This window comes from Paraburkholderia sp. JHI869, assembly GCF_038900775.1.
Taxonomy (GTDB): domain Bacteria; phylum Pseudomonadota; class Gammaproteobacteria; order Burkholderiales; family Burkholderiaceae; genus Paraburkholderia.
Genome location: NZ_JAYMSC010000021.1, coordinates 126,464 through 142,501 on the forward strand (window position 1 = coordinate 126,464; position 16,038 = coordinate 142,501).

14 protein-coding genes are annotated in these 16,038 nt (G+C 65.3%); 6 read left to right on the top strand and 8 right to left on the bottom strand.

Translation table 11 applies throughout. The annotated features are described in order from the left end of the window. Positions 1-27: 27 nt before the first annotated feature. Complete coding sequence (locus VSR72_RS29635; protein WP_342955838.1) at positions 28-1,842, top strand: aminopeptidase P family protein; 1,815 nt, start codon at positions 28-30, stop codon at positions 1,840-1,842. A gap of 43 nt (positions 1,843-1,885) precedes the next feature. Then, positions 1,886-2,509 (top strand): HAD family phosphatase, encoded by a 624-nt coding sequence (locus VSR72_RS29640; protein ID WP_342955839.1) that lies wholly within the window; start codon positions 1,886-1,888, stop codon positions 2,507-2,509. A gap of 28 nt (positions 2,510-2,537) precedes the next feature. Here VSR72_RS29640 and VSR72_RS29645 read toward each other — a convergent pair whose 3' ends face one another. The 3 genes from VSR72_RS29645 to ychF form a co-directional block, all read right to left on the bottom strand. Continuing rightward, positions 2,538-3,695 (bottom strand): DUF748 domain-containing protein, encoded by a 1,158-nt coding sequence (locus VSR72_RS29645; protein ID WP_342955840.1) that lies wholly within the window; start codon positions 3,693-3,695, stop codon positions 2,538-2,540. A 158-nt stretch (positions 3,696-3,853) separates the two neighbouring features. Further along, positions 3,854-5,518, bottom strand: coding sequence for an energy-dependent translational throttle protein EttA (gene ettA / locus VSR72_RS29650; protein WP_342955841.1), 1,665 nt, complete (start codon positions 5,516-5,518; stop codon positions 3,854-3,856). 38 nt (positions 5,519-5,556) lie between these two features. Beyond that, complete coding sequence (ychF, locus tag VSR72_RS29655; RefSeq protein ID WP_342955842.1) at positions 5,557-6,651, bottom strand: redox-regulated ATPase YchF; 1,095 nt, start codon at positions 6,649-6,651, stop codon at positions 5,557-5,559. Positions 6,652-6,933: 282 nt separating this feature from the next. Here ychF and VSR72_RS29660 point away from each other — a divergent pair, with 282 nt between their 5' ends. From VSR72_RS29660 to VSR72_RS29675, 4 genes are all read left to right on the top strand, one after another. After that, positions 6,934-8,106 carry a UbiH/UbiF family hydroxylase gene (locus tag VSR72_RS29660; RefSeq protein ID WP_342955843.1) on the top strand — a complete coding sequence of 391 codons (1,173 nt, stop codon included), beginning with the start codon at positions 6,934-6,936 and terminating at the stop codon, positions 8,104-8,106. Positions 8,107-8,281: 175 nt separating this feature from the next. Continuing rightward, positions 8,282-9,013 carry a DsbC family protein gene (locus VSR72_RS29665; protein WP_342955844.1) on the top strand — a complete coding sequence of 244 codons (732 nt, stop codon included), beginning with the start codon at positions 8,282-8,284 and terminating at the stop codon, positions 9,011-9,013. A gap of 138 nt (positions 9,014-9,151) precedes the next feature. After that, positions 9,152-10,942 carry a PDZ domain-containing protein gene (locus VSR72_RS29670; protein ID WP_342955845.1) on the top strand — a complete coding sequence of 597 codons (1,791 nt, stop codon included), beginning with the start codon at positions 9,152-9,154 and terminating at the stop codon, positions 10,940-10,942. A 177-nt stretch (positions 10,943-11,119) separates the two neighbouring features. After that, positions 11,120-11,716, top strand: a complete 597-nt coding sequence (locus tag VSR72_RS29675) for an NAD(P)H-dependent oxidoreductase (RefSeq protein WP_342955846.1) — start codon at positions 11,120-11,122, stop codon at positions 11,714-11,716. Between the two features lie 105 nt (positions 11,717-11,821). Here VSR72_RS29675 and VSR72_RS29680 read toward each other — a convergent pair whose 3' ends face one another. The 5 genes from VSR72_RS29680 to VSR72_RS29700 all read right to left on the bottom strand — a co-directional run bounded on the left by VSR72_RS29680 (position 11,822) and on the right by VSR72_RS29700 (position 16,034). Continuing rightward, entirely contained in the window at positions 11,822-12,787 is a 966-nt protein-coding gene (locus tag VSR72_RS29680; protein WP_342955847.1) for a uracil-DNA glycosylase, read from the bottom strand. A 161-nt stretch (positions 12,788-12,948) separates the two neighbouring features. Beyond that, a complete protein-coding gene (locus VSR72_RS29685) occupies positions 12,949-13,575 on the bottom strand; it encodes a CYTH domain-containing protein (protein ID WP_342955848.1) in 627 nt (208 codons plus the stop codon). A 23-nt stretch (positions 13,576-13,598) separates the two neighbouring features. After that, a complete protein-coding gene (gene trpC, locus VSR72_RS29690; RefSeq protein WP_342955849.1) occupies positions 13,599-14,384 on the bottom strand; it encodes an indole-3-glycerol phosphate synthase TrpC in 786 nt (261 codons plus the stop codon). A 29-nt stretch (positions 14,385-14,413) separates the two neighbouring features. Further along, entirely contained in the window at positions 14,414-15,445 is a 1,032-nt protein-coding gene (gene trpD / locus VSR72_RS29695) for an anthranilate phosphoribosyltransferase (RefSeq protein ID WP_342955864.1), read from the bottom strand. A gap of 13 nt (positions 15,446-15,458) precedes the next feature. Beyond that, a complete protein-coding gene (locus VSR72_RS29700) occupies positions 15,459-16,034 on the bottom strand; it encodes an aminodeoxychorismate/anthranilate synthase component II (RefSeq protein WP_069269170.1) in 576 nt (191 codons plus the stop codon). Positions 16,035-16,038 lie beyond the last annotated feature (4 nt).

Here is a 16,038-nt window from a genome sequence, read left to right on the forward strand (position 1 = left end):
CGCTTCGAATTCTTAGCAGGTGAAAACATGAACGCTCGACTCCCCGAAACCTCCTCGATTCCCGAACGCATTGCCGCCTTGCGCGCCGCAATGGTGCGCGCCGGTGTGGATGCCGCACTCGTGCCCTCCGCCGATCCGCACCTGTCCGAATACCTGCCGCGCCGCTGGCAGGGGCGCGAGTGGCTCTCAGGCTTCACTGGCTCGGTGGGCACGCTCGTGGTGACGAAGGACTTCGCGGGCGTGTGGGTGGACAGCCGCTACTGGGTGCAGGCCGAGCAGCAACTGGCCGGCACAGGCATCCAGCTCATGAAGATGATGGGCGGCCAGCAGAGCGCGCCGCACATCGACTGGCTCGCACAGAACGTGAGCGCGGGCGGCGCGGTGGCCGTGGATGGCGCCGTGCTCGGCGTGGCCTCGGCGCGCGCGCTTGCCGACGCGCTCAAGGCGCGCGACGTCGCACTGCGCACGGACCTCGATCTGCTCGACGACGTCTGGCAGGGCCGCCCGTCGCTGCCGCTCGAGCCCGTGTACGAGCACGTCGCGCCGCACGCCGACACGAGCCGCGCCGGCAAGCTCGACCAGGTGCGCCGCGCGATGCAGGAGAAGGGCGCGCAGTGGCACTTCATCTCCACGCTCGATGACCTCGCCTGGCTCTTCAACCTGCGCGGCGCGGACGTGAACTACAACCCGGTGTTCGTCGCGCACGCGCTGATCGGACCGGACGAGGCGACGCTCTTCGTCGCCGACGGCAAGGTGAGCGAGGCGCTCGTGCAGTCGCTCGCGAAAGACAAGGTGCGTGTGGCGCCCTATGCCGAGGCCGCCGCCGCGCTCGCGGCGCTGCCCGCGAAGGCCGCGCTGCTCGTCGATCCGCGACGCGTGACGTTTGGTTTGCTGCAGGCGGTGTCGTCGGCGGTGAAGCTCGTAGAGTCGGTCAATCCGAGCACGTTCTTCAAGTCGCGCAAGACGGCTGCCGAAGCCGATCACGTGCGCGCGACCATGGAGCAGGATGGCGCGGCGCTCGCCGAATTCTTTGCGTGGTTCGAGGCGGCGCTGGGCCGCGAGACCATCACCGAGTTGACCATCGACGAAAAGCTCTCCGCCGCGCGTGCGCGCCGTGCGGGCTTCAAATCGCTCTCGTTCGCGACCATCGCGGGCTTCAACGCGAACGGCGCGATGCCGCACTATCGCGCCACGCCCGAATCGCACAGCGTGATCGAAGGCAATGGCCTCCTGCTCATCGATTCGGGCGGCCAGTACCTCGACGGCACCACCGACATCACGCGCGTCGTGCCCGTGGGTACGCCGAGTGCGGAGCAAAAGCGCGATTTCACGCTCGTGCTCAAGGGCATGATGGCGCTCTCCCGCGCGAAGTTCCCGCGCGGCGTCCGCTCGCCGATGCTCGACGCCATCGCGCGCGCGCCGATCTGGGAAGCGGGCGCGGACTACGGCCACGGCACGGGCCACGGCGTGGGCTACTTCCTGAACGTGCACGAAGGCCCGCAAGTGATCTCGCACTACGCGCCGGCCGAGCCGTGGACCGCGATGGAAGAGGGCATGATCACCTCGGTCGAGCCAGGCATCTACCGGCCGGGCAAGTGGGGCGTGCGCATCGAGAATCTCGTGCTCAACCAGCGCGCGGAAACGACCGAATTCGGCGAATTCCTGAACTTCGAGACGCTCACCCTGTGCCCGATCGACACGCGTTGCATTGATCAGGCTCTCTTGCGCGCGGACGAGCGCGAATGGCTCAATGCGTACCACCAGACGGTGCGCGCGCGAGTCGCGCCGCACGTGAGCGGCGATGCGCTCGCGTGGCTCGAAAAGCGTACGCAGCCGGTCTGACTTCCCGGGTATTCAGATAGCGATCAAGCGGAGTAAGAAGCGCATGACGATCAAGGCAGTGGTGTTCGATTTCGGCGGGGTGCTCGTGGACTGGAGTCCCGAGTATCTCTATCGCAAGCTGATTCCTGACGACGACGAGCGCCGCTGGTTCCTGACGCACGTCTGCAAGATGGACTGGGTGGTCCGCCAGGACGGCGGCGAGCCCATCGCCGTGGGCACCGAGGAACTGGTCGCGGCTTTTCCCGAGCACGAAGCGCTCATTCGCGCGTTCTACGAGCGCTGGCACGAGATGATCGGCGGGCTGCTCGCCGGCGGCGTGGCGACGTTCGAGCGCCTGGAGGCGGCGGGCATGCCGATCTTCGGGCTCACGAACTGGTCGGCTGAGACGTTTCCGTGGGCGTGGGAGCGCTTCGGCATCCTGCGGCGCTGCCGCGACATCGTCGTCTCGGGCCACGTGAAGCTCGTGAAGCCCGATCCGGCGATCTTTCACGAGATGTTCCGCCGTATCGAAGCGCAGTTGCCGGGCGTGAAGCCCGAAGAGCTCGTTTTCATCGACGACAATCTGCACAACGCCGAAGCCGCCACGGCGCTCGGCTGGCATGGCGTGCACCACACGAGCAACGCCACTACCGACGCGAAGCTGCGCGAACTCGGCCTGCCGGTCTAACGACGCTGAAGCCTGCGCCCCGCGCTCGTTATTTCGAAGCGGGCGCCGGCGCCACCGGCTGCAGCAAACTGCGCAGCGCGTCGGCGATGCCCTTCGCGGTTTGCCCGGCGCCCTTCGCCACGCCCTCCGCGCTCACGCCGAGCGCTTGCGCAAACCCTGCGCGCAACTCCGTCATCAGGTTTTCGTTGAGCTTGAATTTCGGGTCGCGCAGGTTGCCGTCGAGCACGAAATGCAGCGTGATCTCACCTTTGTGCGCCTTCAACGCAGCCACGGCGGCGCGCGTCGGGATCGACAGGAAGGTGTCTACGGCGTCGCCGCCTTCCGCGAGTTGCAGGTTGTGCAGTGTGACCGTGCCCGGCGCGTGCAGATGATAGCCGCGTACGGTCGAGGTGAGATCGAGGTCGAGCGTGCCGCCCGTCACATTCGCCTTCGCGCCGGCCTTCCTCAGCAGATAGGGATCGATCGTGCGCACATCCACGCCGCGCAGCGTCGTGTGCGTTTGCGAATCCTTGCTCGCGATCTGCACCCAGCCGTTGAACGCCACGCGCCCTGTGTGCTCCGGACCGACGACATTTCCCGTGACCGAAACACGCGTCGGCTCCGTGAGCGCGGGCAGTTGGATGTTGTCGACGCTCGCCTGCGCGCGGTTCACCGTGACACGCCACGGCGGATTGCTCACCGACCGGTCGTAAAAATCGAACGTGCCATTTTCGAAGCCGATATGGTCGATGACCTTTTCCTGCGGCAGGCTGGCGCCTCCCTGCGCGCCGCTCGCGGGTGTCTCGCCTTGCGCCATCTCCTCGCGCAGATTCGGCATGAGCAGGATCGAGCCGTTTTCCCGGCGCAGCACCGTCATCGTGAAGTCGCTCACGGTGACGTCGCGAATATGCACGCGGTGCGAGAGGAGCGCGCGCAAGTCAGGCGTGATCGTGATGCGCGCGGCGCGCATCGTGTCGGCGGTGGGCCAGTTGGGCGGCGGCTTCAGGCGCACGTCGGTGAGTTCGACGGACGAGAGATTGAACGCCACGTTCACGCTCGCGGCCGTGCCGACGGGCGCAAGTGCGCGCTCCACGTACGCCTTCGCTTCGCGCTGCAGCGCGTAGAGCGTGGCGAGCGCCGCGAGCACGAGCAGCGCGACGACGATCGCCACAATGAGGAGAACACGGTTGCGCAGCGGCGTCGCCATACGGAATTCCTTTCGGGGATAGCCGGAGTTCAGGCCCTGAGTGACCCTGAAGCGTAGCGGCTTTCGAGCAACCGCCATGCCGCGCGTGCCTCCACGAATACGCCAAAACGACAACGGCGGCCCGCAGGCCGCCGTTGTTTGCTATCGATCTCGCCAGATTAGCGGCTGATCGGCTTGTAGCGCAGACGCTTTGGACGCGCGGCTTCTTCGCCAAGACGCTTGATCTTGTCGGCCTCGTACTCCTGATAGTTGCCGTCGAAGAACGTGACTTGCGAGTCGCCTTCGAACGCCAGAATGTGCGTGGCGATACGGTCGAGGAACCAGCGATCGTGCGAGATCACCATGACCGAGCCTGCGAATTCGAGCAGGGCGTCTTCGAGCGCGCGCAGCGTTTCGACGTCGAGGTCGTTCGACGGTTCGTCGAGCAGCAGCATGTTGCCGCCCGAAATGAGCGTCTTGGCCAGATGCAGACGGCCGCGCTCACCACCCGAGAGGTTGCCGACGATCTTCTGCTGATCGCCGCCCTTGAAGTTGAAGCGGCCGATGTACGCACGCGAAGGCGTTTCGTACTTGCCCACGGTCAGCACGTCCGCGCCGCCCGAGATCTCTTCGAACACGGTCTTGTTGGCGGCAAGCGCATCGCGGCTCTGGTCCACGTACGCGAGCTTGACCGTCGGGCCTTGCACGATCTCGCCCGAATCCGGCTGTTCCCTGCCCGTGAGCATGCGGAACAGCGTCGACTTGCCGGCGCCGTTCGGGCCGATGATGCCGACGATCGCACCCGCCGGAATCTTGAAGCTCAGGTCGTCGATGAGCAGACGGTCGCCGTACGACTTGCTGACGTTCTTGAACTCGATGACTTCGTTGCCCAGACGCTCGCCCGCAGGAATGAAGATTTCCTGCGTTTCGTTGCGCTTCTGGTAATCCGAGCTCGACAGTTCCTCGAAGCGCGCGATACGCGCCTTCGACTTCGCCTGACGGCCCTTCGGGTTCTGGCGCACCCACTCCAGTTCCTTCTTGATGGCCTTCTGGCGAGCGGATTCAGTCGCTTCTTCCTGCTTCAGGCGCTCTTCCTTTTGGTCGAGCCAGCTGGAGTAGTTGCCCTTCCAGGGAATGCCGTGGCCGCGGTCGAGTTCGAGAATCCACTCGGCGGCGTTGTCGAGGAAGTAGCGGTCGTGGGTCACGGCGACGACGGTGCCCGGGAAGCGCGTGAGGAACTGCTCGAGCCACTCGACCGATTCGGCGTCGAGGTGGTTGGTCGGTTCGTCGAGCAGCAGCATGTCGGGCTTTTCGAGCAGCAGCTTGCACAGCGCCACGCGGCGCTTTTCACCGCCCGAGAGGTTGCCGATCTTCGCGTCCCACGCCGGCAGACGCAGCGCGTCGGCAGCGATTTCGATCTGCTGCTCCGCGCTGCCGTCGGTCGTCGCGAGGATCGCTTCGTACTTCGCCTGCTCGGCAGCGAGCGCGTCGAAGTCGGCGTCCGGTTCCGCGTAGGCGGCGTAGATTTCGTCGAGTTTCTTCTGCGCGCCGAACACATCGCCGAGACCTTCCTCGACCGCTTCGCGCACGGTCTTTTCCGGATCGAGCTGCGGCTCCTGCGGCAGGTAGCCGATGTTCAGATTGGGCATCGGCGTGGCTTCGCCTTCGATGTCCTTGTCGACGCCGGCCATGATCTTGATGAGCGTGGACTTGCCCGAGCCGTTCAGGCCGAGCAGACCGATCTTCGCGCCGGGGAAGAACGACAGCGAGATGTCCTTCAGGATCTGGCGCTTGGGCGGCACGATTTTGCCGACCCGGTTCATGGTGAAGACGTATTGGGCCATGAGTGTGTCTCTGGAAACGGGAAGAGAAAAGGTGTCGCTTAAACGTTGAACAGGAAGTTCAACACGTCGCCGTCGTGCACGACATATTCCTTGCCTTCGGCGCGCATCTTGCCGGCTTCTTTCGCGCCGGTTTCGCCCTTGTACTGGATGTAGTCGTCGAACGCGATGGTCTGCGCACGAATGAAGCCGCGCTCGAAGTCGGTGTGGATCACACCTGCAGCCTGAGGCGCCGTATCGCCGATATGGATCGTCCATGCGCGGACTTCCTTCACGCCCGCCGTGAAGTACGTCTGCAGGCCGAGCAGCTTGAAGCCCGCGCGAATCACGCGGTCGAGGCCCGGCTCGTTCATGCCCATGTCGGCGAGGAACGCGACTTTGTCTTCGTCTTCGAGGTCGGCGATTTCCGCTTCGATCGCGGCGCACACGGCCACGACCGGCGAGCCTTCGGCTTCGGCGTGCTTGCGCACGGCGTCGAGGTACGGGTTGTTCTCGAAACCGTCGTCCTTCACGTTCGCGACGTACATCGTCTTCTTCGCGGTGATCAGGCAGAAGGGCTTGAGGAGCGCCTGTTCGTCTTCGTTCAGGTCGAGCGCGCGCACGGGCTTGGCCTGGTCGAGTTGCGCACGCACCTTTTCCAGCACGGCGACGAGCTTCGCGGCTTCCTTGTCGTTGCCCGACTTGGCGGCCTTCGAATAGCGTGTGAGCGACTTTTCGACGGTGCCCAAGTCGGCGAGCGCGAGTTCGGTGTTGATGACTTCGATGTCGGAGAGCGGATCGACCTTGCCCGCCACGTGGATCACGTTTTCGTCCTCGAAGCAGCGCACGACGTGCGTGATGGCATCGGTTTCGCGGATGTTCGCGAGGAACTGGTTGCCGAGGCCCTCGCCCTTGCTCGCGCCCGCGACCAGACCCGCGATGTCGACGAACTCGACCACGGCCGGCACGACACGCTCGGGCTTGACGATTTCGGCAAGCGCTTTCAGGCGCTGATCCGGCACTTCGACCACGCCGACGTTCGGCTCGATCGTGCAGAACGGATAGTTTTCGGCCGCGATGCCTGCCTTGGTCAGCGCGTTGAAGAGGGTGGACTTGCCGACGTTAGGCAAGCCGACGATGCCGCATTGGAGGCTCATGTAAATCTCTGCATGTCAGGGTGGTGACGTGCGGCTCGCCGCGCGCGAAGGGCCCGGGGCCGGGCGACTCGCGAAAGCGGAAGCGGCGGGCGGGGCGGCGCAGGTGGCACGTCGGGGGGCGTGACGGGGAGTCACGAAAACCGTAATTGTAACCTCGTCCGGGTGAGGGTTAGCCGCGGGTGTCGCCGAGCTCTCGGGCCGCCTGGCTGCAACGCCTTGCTGCGCCGCAACATCGCGCCCTTCCGGCCCTGTCAGACAAGCACCCGCGGATATAATGCGCGCATGACTGCAAGCAACCAGACCTTTGATGTCGCCGTGATCGGCGGCGGGCTCGTCGGCAAGTCGGCGGCGCTCGCGCTGACCCAGAACGGCCTGCGCGTGGCGCTGCTCGCGCAGCCGTGCGCGCCGCTGCCCGCGGGTGCCATGTTCGACGCGCGCGTGTACGCCTTTTCGCGCAGCTCGCAGGCGCTGTTCGAGCGGCTGCGGGTCTGGCAGGCCGCCGACGCCTCGCGCCTTACGCCCGTCTACGACATGCGCGTGTTCGGCGACGCTGCGGCGGAGCTGCACTTTTCGGCGTATCAGGCGTCGGTTGCGCAGCTTGCGTGGATTGCGGAATCGTCCGTGATCGAGCGTGCGCTCGATGCCGCGCTGCATTTCCAGCCTAATCTCTCGTGGATCGACACGCGCGCCAAGACGCTCGACGTGAAACCCGATGCGGCCGTGATCGGCCTTGCCAATGGCCGCACGATCGAAGCCGATCTCGCGATCGGCGCGGACGGCGCGCACTCGTGGGTGCGCGCGCAGATCGGCTCGAAGGTCGAGCGGCGCGATTACCGGCAAACCGGCGTGGTCGCCAATTTCCGTGCGGAAAAGCCGCACGGCGAAACGGCGTACCAGTGGTTCCGCGAGGGCGAAATCGTGGCCTTGCTGCCGCTGCCGGATCAGCATGTGTCGCTCGTCTGGTCGGCGCAGGCCGAGCACGCCGATGAACTGCTCAAACTCGAACCGGCGCAGCTTGCCGCTGAAGTCGAGCGCGTCTCGCAGAGCCAGCTCGGTGCGCTCGAATGCGTCACGGCCGCTCGCGGGTTTCCGCTTTCGCTGCAAACCGTCGACCGGCTCGTTGCGCCGCGCGTCGCCCTGGTCGGGGACGCGGCGCACCTGATTCACCCGCTGGCGGGCCAGGGCGTGAACCTCGGCTTGCGCGACGTTGCCGCGCTCGTCGATGTCGTCACGAAGAAAGAGGCGTTCCGCGATCTCGGCGACATCGTGCTGCTGCGCCGCTACGAACGCGGCCGCCGCGAGGACATCCAGAAGCTCGTCGTCGCCACCGACGGCCTGCAGCGGCTGTTCTCGTTTCCCGGCACGCTCGCTCGCGCGGTGCGCAACACGGGCATGGCGTTCGTGGGCGCGCAGCCGCTGCTCAAGCGCTGGCTCGTGGCCTCTGCGCTTGGCTGATATCCACGGGCATTACCGTTCATTGACCACTCGAGCAGGCATTTCGGTTGCTTGAGCCCGGTGCAGCTTAGAATGGGCATATTGGCCGCGCCGCAGCGCATGCCGCCCCGGCCATTCAACGGAACTCTGCGCGCGCCGTCCTTCTCGCGGCGCGCCCGAATCAGGAATGCATCCCATGCAAACGCGTACTCGAATTGCCGCGCTCGTGATCGCGGTCGCCACCTCGGCGCTCGGCTGCTCGGCCCAAGCCGACCAGACTACCGACAAGATCAAGTCGGCGCTGCAGACGCGCCTCGGCATCGACGCCAGCGACATCAAGGGCATCACCAAGGCGCCGATGCCCGGTCTCTACGAGATCAACCTCGGCACGCAGATCGTCTACAGCGACGCCAACGGCGACTACGTGCTCAACGGCGAACTCATCGACACCAAGGCGCACCGCAATCTTACCGAGGCGCGCCTGAACGAAATCAACAAGGTCGATTTCGCGAAGCTGCCGCTCGAAAACGCGGTCAAGGTCGTGAAGGGCGACGGCAAGCGCAAGATGGCCGTGTTCTCCGACCCGAATTGCCCGTACTGCCACCAGCTCGAAAGCACGCTCAAGTCTATCGACAATGTGACGGTCTACACCTTCCTGTATCCGGTGCTCTCGCCGGATTCGACGGCGAAGGCCAAGCAGATCTGGTGCTCGGCCGACCGCGGCAAGGCGTGGGAGTCGTGGATGGTGGACCGCAAGGTGCCCACAGCGGCCGGCACCTGCGACACGGCCGCCATCGACAGCAATCTCGCGCTCGGCCAGAAGATGAACGTGACCGGCACGCCGACCGTGATCCTCGCCGACGGTACGCGGCTGCCGGGCGCAGTCAGCGGCGACCGGCTCGAAAAGGCGCTGAGCGCCGCTCACTGAAGCACCCGCCCGAACCCGCCGGCCGCTTTCGCGGCCGGTGCCTTTTTTGCCCGGCGCTTTTTTGTCCGTTTTTGTTCGCCGGGCATACTGAAATCGCATTGCAGCGTCTGCTGACCGAATCTCTCACCGATCCCGCCGATGAAGCCGATCCGATACACCATCGTCCCGAAGAATCCCGCCGCGCATCTGTTCGAGGTGACGCTTACCGTGGAAGACCCCGCCCCGGACGGTCAATGCTTCATGCTGCCCGTATGGATTCCGGGCAGTTACATGGTGCGCGAGTTCGCGCGCAATATCGTCACGCTGCGTGCTTTCAACGACGCCGGCCGCAAGGTGCGCGTGACGAAGACCGACAAGCATTCGTGGCAGGCTGCACCGGTCAAAGGCGCGCTCACGTTGCGCTACGAGGTCTACGCGTGGGATCTGTCGGTGCGCGCCGCGCATCTCGACGACACCGTGGGCTTCTTCAACGGCACGAGCGTGTTTCTCGCGGCGCTCGGTCATGAGGAGGCGCAGCACGCGGTCGACATCCAGCGTCCGGATGGCCACGCGTACCGCCATTGGCGCGTGGGCACGGCGCTCACGGAAGCGCGCGGCACCAAGCGTTACGGCTTCGGCGAATACACGGCCACGAATTACGACGAGCTGATCGATCATCCGGTGACACTCGGCGAGTTCACGCTCGCGAGCTTCAAGGCGCACGGCGTGCCGCACGACATCGTGATCGCGGGCCGCGTGGTGGCGCTCGACACCGAGCGTCTGGCCGCCGACCTGAAGAAGATCTGCGAGGCGCAGATCGCGCTTTTCGAGCCGCGCACGAAGCGCGCGCCGATGGAGCGCTACGTGTTCATGACGCAGGCCGTGAGCGACGGTTACGGCGGCCTCGAGCATCGCGCATCGACGGCGCTCATCTGCAATCGCACGGATCTGCCGGTGAAGGGCAAGCCGGAGACGTCGGACGGCTATCGCACCTATCTCGGCCTGTGCAGCCACGAGTACTTCCACACGTGGAACGTGAAGCGCATCAAGCCGGCGGCGTTCGTGCCGTACGACCTCACGCGCGAAGACTACACGTCGCTGCTGTGGCTGTTCGAGGGCTTCACGTCCTACTACGACGACCTCATGCTCGTGCGCAGCGGTCTCATTTCCACAGACGAATACTTCGGCCTCCTCGGCAAGACGGTCGCCGGCGTGCTGCGCGGCGCGGGCCGCCTGAAGCAGAGCGTCGCGGAAAGCTCGTTCGACGCATGGGTGAAGTACTACCGCCAGGACGAGAACGCTTCGAATGCGATCGTCAGCTACTACACGAAAGGCTCGCTCGTGGCGCTGTCGTTCGATCTCGCCATTCGCGCGCAGACGAACGGCCGCAAATCGCTCGACGACGTCATGCGCCTCCTGTGGCAACGCTATGGGCGCGACTTCTATCGCGGCAAGCCGGTGGGCGTGGGCGAGGACGACGTCGAGGCGCTGATTGCCGAAGCGACTGGCGTGGAACTGGGCGCGCTGTTTAGCGACGCCGTGCGCGGCACCCGCGACTTGCCGCTCGCGGCGCTGTTCGAGCCGTTCGGCGTGACGCTTGAAGGAGAGCCGGAGCGCGGCGCGAAGCCGTCGCTCGGCGCGCGGCTGCGCGGCGGCGCGGAAGCGACGCTGGCTGTGGTCTTTGAGGGCGGCGCGGCCCAGAAGGCGGGGCTTTCGGCAGGCGACGCGCTCGTCGCGCTCGACGGCCTGCGTGTGACCGGCTCGAATCTCGACGCGCTGCTCTCGCGCTATCAGCCGGGCACGAAGGTCGAAATCCATGCGTTCCGCCGCGACGAGCTTCGCGTGGCGCGTCTGACCCTCGACGCGCCTGAAATCGCGCGCTACAAGCTCGCCGCCTCCGACAAGCGCACGCCAGCGCGCGGCTTGCGCGAGCGCTGGCTGGCGGCATAAGCCGCCTGGCGGTACCCAAAACGGCGTGGGCGCGCAGCCCACGCCGTTTTTCATGCCCGCGATTGTTCTATCGTTGCAACAATCCGTCATCGGCGGACTACTTTTTCGTGGCGCGGTAAAAAAACACAATGCCTTCACTCGCGCAACGTTGCGCAACTGAGACCCGAAGGAGCCACCATGACCACGATCCTGCAAATCAATTCCGCCGCCCGCTCGCAAGGCGCCCAGTCGACGCTGCTCGTCAACGAATTGACGGCCAAGCTGCAACAATCGAATCCGGGCGCGCAAGTCGTCGCGCGTAACCTGCAAGCCGATCCGCTGCCGCACCTCGACGACGCCGTGCTCGGCGCTTTCTTCACGCCGGCCGAGCAGCGCACGCCGGAGCAGCAGGCCATCGCCGCACGCAGCGAAGCGCTGATCGCGGAACTGCAGGCCGCGGACGTCATCGTGATCGGCGCGCCGATGTACAACTTCGGTGTGTCGTCGCAGCTCAAGACGTACTTCGACTGGATCGCCCGTGCCGGCATCACGTTCCGCTACACCGCGAACGGTCCGGAAGGTCTCGTGAACGGCAAGAAGGTGTATGTCGTTTCGGCGCGCGGCGGCAAGTATCAAGGCACCGCGCACGACAGCCAGACGCCGTACCTGAAGTCGTTCCTCGGCTTCCTTGGCATGACCGACGTGAACTTCATCTACGCCGAAGGCCTGAACATGGGCCCGGACGCAGCCAGCGCCGCGCTCGCGGGTGCGCGTGAGGCGATCGCCGCAGCGTAAAGCTCGCGAATCACGCTTGATTCACGGCTGTAAAAGCAAAAACGCCACGAGAGCGATCTCGTGGCGTTTTTCATTGCGTGGCGAGTTGCGGGGCACACGCGAGGCTCAAGCGAGCACGAGCCCTTCCTCCGGCAAGCGCCATTCGATCGGCTGGCGGCCGTGTGCCTGCAGATACTCATTGGCCTGCACGAAATGCCCGCAGCCGAGAAAGCCGCGATGCGCGGAGAGCGGCGACGGATGCGGCGCTTCCAGCACGCAATGCGCGCCCGAGAGCAGCGCGCGCTTGTTCTGTGCGTGCGCGCCCCACAGCATGAATACGAGGTTTTCGTGGCGCGCGGCGAGTTCCTGGATCAGCGTGTCGGTGCAGCGCTCCCAGCCGCGCTTCGCGTGGCTAGCGGCGCTGGCGCGCTCGACGGTGAGCACCGTGTTGAGCAGCAGGACGCCTTGGCGCGCCCACGCGTCGAGACAGCCGTGCGCCGGCGCCTGAATGCCGAGGCTCGCCGCAATCTCCTTGAAGATATTGCGCAGCGAAGGCGGCGGGCGCACCGAGGGCGGCACCGAGAACGCCAGGCCGTGCGCCTGTGGCGTGCCGCGATCGTCGCCGTGGTACGGGTCCTGGCCGAGGATCACGACCTTCACGTCGTCGGGCGAGGTGAGGCGCAGCGCGCGGAACACATCGGCGGGATAGACGGTCTTGCCGGCGGCGCGCTCGTCGTCGACGAAGCGGCACAGCGGCGTGTAGGCGTCGCTCGCGATGAAAGGCGCGAGCAGGTCGCGCCAGGCGGCGGGCAGCGCGTCGAACTGGTCTTCGAGGCGCGTGGTGTCGAATGCGGCCTGCGGCGCGGCGGGTTCGTTGGACATGGCGGGTGCGGGCGTATCGGCAATCGTCGCGGTGCGGGCGGGCGCCGGGAATTCGTTGGCGTCGAAAAGCGAGAAGATCGTGATCTGACGCGGGTCGACTTCGGGCAGCGGCGGCTCGTCGAGCGTGGCTTGCGCCGCGTCGGACAGATCGTCGTCGAACAGCGAGGCTTGCACCGGCATCGCGACGCGCGGGCGTTTCGTGGAGGTCATGGGCGGCAAGTGTCGCAGCAATTGCGCGGCGATTCAATCCGGCGCGAGCGCAGCGCGGCGGGCTTTTGCAGCTTCGACGCTGATGTTGCAACTAACAGCGGTTTATTTTTGGGCTCTTTGGCCGCATTTGCGCGGCGCTTCGAAGCTGCGCCGCGCCGTTCTCAGCCTTCGCGCAGCTTGTATCCGCGCTGGGCCTTGCTGATGTCGTCGGGCGCGAGGCCCGGCAGCGCCTTCGCAAGCTCGGCTGCGAGTGTGTGCAACACCGCTTCGTCGCCCGACTTCAGTTCGATTTCGATTTCGCAGATAGGCGTGCGACGCGTTTCACCGTTCACGTCCGCGGTGACTTCGCCCTGATCGATGGCCGCTTCCACCTGCGCGCCATCGACTTCGAGCGTCCACAGCGTGCGCGTGAAGTCAGTGCGAAAGAGTGGAATCAGGTTCGCGGCGGCACCCGAAAGCGCCGTCGACACACCGGCTTCATCGCACTCATGCAGCAGCTTGTCGATTTCGAGCGCTTCGCCCGCCACCGGCATTTCCCACTCATGCCGCGCGTGCAGCCCGTTTTGCGCCACGCCCACGGTCTTGAACGTCTGCAGCCAGCCCTCGGGCGCGCGGCGCAGACGCAGCGCGCTCTTCGCGCGCGCGAGCGCAAGCGCCGGCGTGTCGAAGTAGATGTTCTCGAGCCGGATGGCGTGACCCGGTTTGCCGGCGCGCGTCTCGAAGAGACGCAGCGCCGCGTCCACCTGGTCGCGCGGCAGCGCGAGCTTGATTTCGCGTTCGATACCCATCGTCGCTTATTACCTGCCGGCGATCAGAAGAACATGCGGGCGAGTTCCGCGCCCGGCTGCTCGGCGCGCATGAACGCTTCGCCCACGAGGAACGTATGCACGGAAAGCGCGCGCATTTTCTCGACATCGGCACGCGAGAGAATGCCCGATTCCGTCACGACGATGCGGTCTTCGGGCACGTCGTCGAGCATGCCGATGGTCGTATCCAGCGTGGTTTCGAACGTGCGCAGATTGCGGTTGTTGATGCCGATGAGTGGCGTCTTCAGCGTGAGCGCGTGCGTGAGTTCTTCGCGGTCGTGCACTTCGACGAGCACCGCGAGGCCGAGCGAATGCGCCAGCGCTTCGAGGTCGCGCATTTCGCCAGGCTGCAGCGCGGCGGCGATCAGCAGGATCGCGTCGGCGCCCATCGCGCGGGCTTCGACGATCTGGTACGGATCGACGATGAAGTCCTTGCGCAGCACCGGCAAGTTGCACGCGGCGCGCGCGGCTTCGAGGTACGCGGCGCTGCCCTGGAAGAACTGCACGTCGGTGAGCACGGAGAGGCAGGCTGCGCCGCCTTCGGCGTACGAGCGGGCGATTTCGGCGGGCTGGAAGTTTTCGCGCAGCACGCCTTTCGACGGGCTTGCCTTCTTCACTTCGGCGATCACGGCGGCCTGGCCGTTGTCGTGCTTCGCGCGCAATGCGCCGACGAAATCGCGCAGGTCTCGCGTGCTAGCCTGGAGACGCAATTCTTCGAGCGGGGCGCTCTGCTCGGCGGCGCGTACTTCTTCGCGCTTGACCGCAATGATCTTTTCGAGGATGTCGCTCATGATGTTCGGAGGCAAAAAACGGTGCTGGATCAGCGTTTGAACTGTTGCGTGAAGCGTACCAGTTCGTCGACTTTGGCGCGCGCGCGGCCGCTCGCGAGGGTTTCACGCGCAAGCGCGATGCCTTCTGCGATCGAGTTCGCGACGTTGGCGCAATAGAGCGCCGTGCCTGCGTTCAGCGCGACGATTTCGCGTGCCGTGCCCGCTTCGTTCGAGAGCGCGCCGAGCAGCATCGTCTTCGACTCGTCGGCGTTTTCGACCTTGAGCGAGCGGTTCGAGACCATCTGCATGCCGAAGTCTTCGGGGTGGATCTCGTATTCGCGGATCTGGCCGTCCTTCAGTTCACCGACGAGCGTGGCCGCACCGAGCGACACCTCGTCCATGCCGTCCTTGCCGTACACGACGCACACGTGCTTCGCGCCCAGACGCTCCATCACACGAACCTGAATGCCGACGAGGTCCGGGTGAAACACGCCCATCAGCTGGTTCGGCGCGCCGGCCGGATTCGTGAGCGGCCCGAGGATGTTGAAGATCGTGCGCACGCCCAACTCACGGCGCACGGCGGCGATGTTCTTCATCGCGGGATGGTGGTTGGGCGCGAACATGAAGCCCATGCCGGTTTCGGCAATCGACGCGGCCACCTGGTCCGGCTGCAGATCGATGTTCACGCCGAGCGCTTCGAGCACGTCCGCGCTGCCCGACTTGCTGGAGACGCCGCGATTGCCGTGCTTCGCGACCTTCGCGCCCGCCGCAGCGACCACGAACATCGAAGCCGTGGAAATGTTGAAGGTGTGCGAACCGTCGCCGCCCGTGCCGACGATGTCGATGAAGTTCGAGTTGTCCTTCACCTCGACGTGATTCGCGAACTCGCGCATGACGGTCGCGGCGGCGGTGATCTCGCCGATGGTTTCCTTCTTCACGCGCAGGCCGGTGATGATCGCGGCCGAAAGCACGGGCGAAAGCTCGCCGCGCATGATGAGGCGCATGAGGTGAAGCATCTCGTCGTGAAAAATCTCGCGATGCTCGATCGTGCGTTGGAGCGCTTCCTGCGGGGTAATCATGATGTTCGTCTCCGTATCAAGCGCTCTTGGTTTGCTTCAGGAAGTTCTCGAACAGCGCGTGGCCGTGCTCCGAGAGAATCGATTCCGGATGGAACTGGACGCCTTCCACCGCGAGTTCGCGATGGCGCACACCCATGATTTCGCCGTCGTCGGTCCATGCGGACACTTCGAGGCAGTCGGGCAGCGATTCGCGCTCGATGGCGAGCGAGTGATAGCGCGTCACGTTGAAATGCTTCGGCAGGTCGGCGAATACGCCTTTGCAGTCGGTTTCGATCTGGCTCACCTTGCCGTGCATGATGGTCTTCGCGCGCACGACGCGTCCGCCGAACGCTTCGCCAATCGCCTGATGGCCGAGGCATACGCCGAGAATCGGCGTCTTGCCAGCGAATTCACGCAGCACGTCGAGCGTGATACCCGCGTGTTGCGGATTGCTCGGTCCCGGCGAAAGGCAGATGCGCGCGGGGTTGAGCTTCGCGATTTCGTCGATGGTGATTTCGTCGTTGCGGTACGTATGGACGTCTTCACCGAGCTCGCCGAAGTACTGGACGATGTTGTAGGTAAACGAATCGTAGTTGTCGATCATGAGCAACATGGTC

Excerpts from the sequence above, each read along its gene's own strand:
- VSR72_RS29635 (WP_342955838.1), top strand. The coding sequence starts at position 28 with ATGAACGCTCGACTCCCCGAAACCTCCTCGATTCCCGAACGCATTGCC.
- VSR72_RS29640 (WP_342955839.1), top strand. The coding sequence starts at position 1,886 with ATGACGATCAAGGCAGTGGTGTTCGATTTCGGCGGGGTGCTCGTGGAC.
- VSR72_RS29645 (WP_342955840.1), bottom strand. The coding sequence starts at position 3,695 with ATGGCGACGCCGCTGCGCAACCGTGTTCTCCTCATTGTGGCGATCGTC.
- ettA (WP_342955841.1), bottom strand. The coding sequence starts at position 5,518 with ATGGCCCAATACGTCTTCACCATGAACCGGGTCGGCAAAATCGTGCCG.
- ychF (WP_342955842.1), bottom strand. The coding sequence starts at position 6,651 with ATGAGCCTCCAATGCGGCATCGTCGGCTTGCCTAACGTCGGCAAGTCC.
- VSR72_RS29660 (WP_342955843.1), top strand. The coding sequence starts at position 6,934 with ATGACTGCAAGCAACCAGACCTTTGATGTCGCCGTGATCGGCGGCGGG.
- VSR72_RS29665 (WP_342955844.1), top strand. The coding sequence starts at position 8,282 with ATGCAAACGCGTACTCGAATTGCCGCGCTCGTGATCGCGGTCGCCACC.
- VSR72_RS29670 (WP_342955845.1), top strand. The coding sequence starts at position 9,152 with ATGAAGCCGATCCGATACACCATCGTCCCGAAGAATCCCGCCGCGCAT.
- VSR72_RS29675 (WP_342955846.1), top strand. The coding sequence starts at position 11,120 with ATGACCACGATCCTGCAAATCAATTCCGCCGCCCGCTCGCAAGGCGCC.
- VSR72_RS29680 (WP_342955847.1), bottom strand. The coding sequence starts at position 12,787 with ATGACCTCCACGAAACGCCCGCGCGTCGCGATGCCGGTGCAAGCCTCG.
- VSR72_RS29685 (WP_342955848.1), bottom strand. The coding sequence starts at position 13,575 with ATGGGTATCGAACGCGAAATCAAGCTCGCGCTGCCGCGCGACCAGGTG.
- trpC (WP_342955849.1), bottom strand. The coding sequence starts at position 14,384 with ATGAGCGACATCCTCGAAAAGATCATTGCGGTCAAGCGCGAAGAAGTA.
- VSR72_RS29700 (WP_069269170.1), bottom strand. The coding sequence starts at position 16,034 with ATGTTGCTCATGATCGACAACTACGATTCGTTTACCTACAACATCGTC.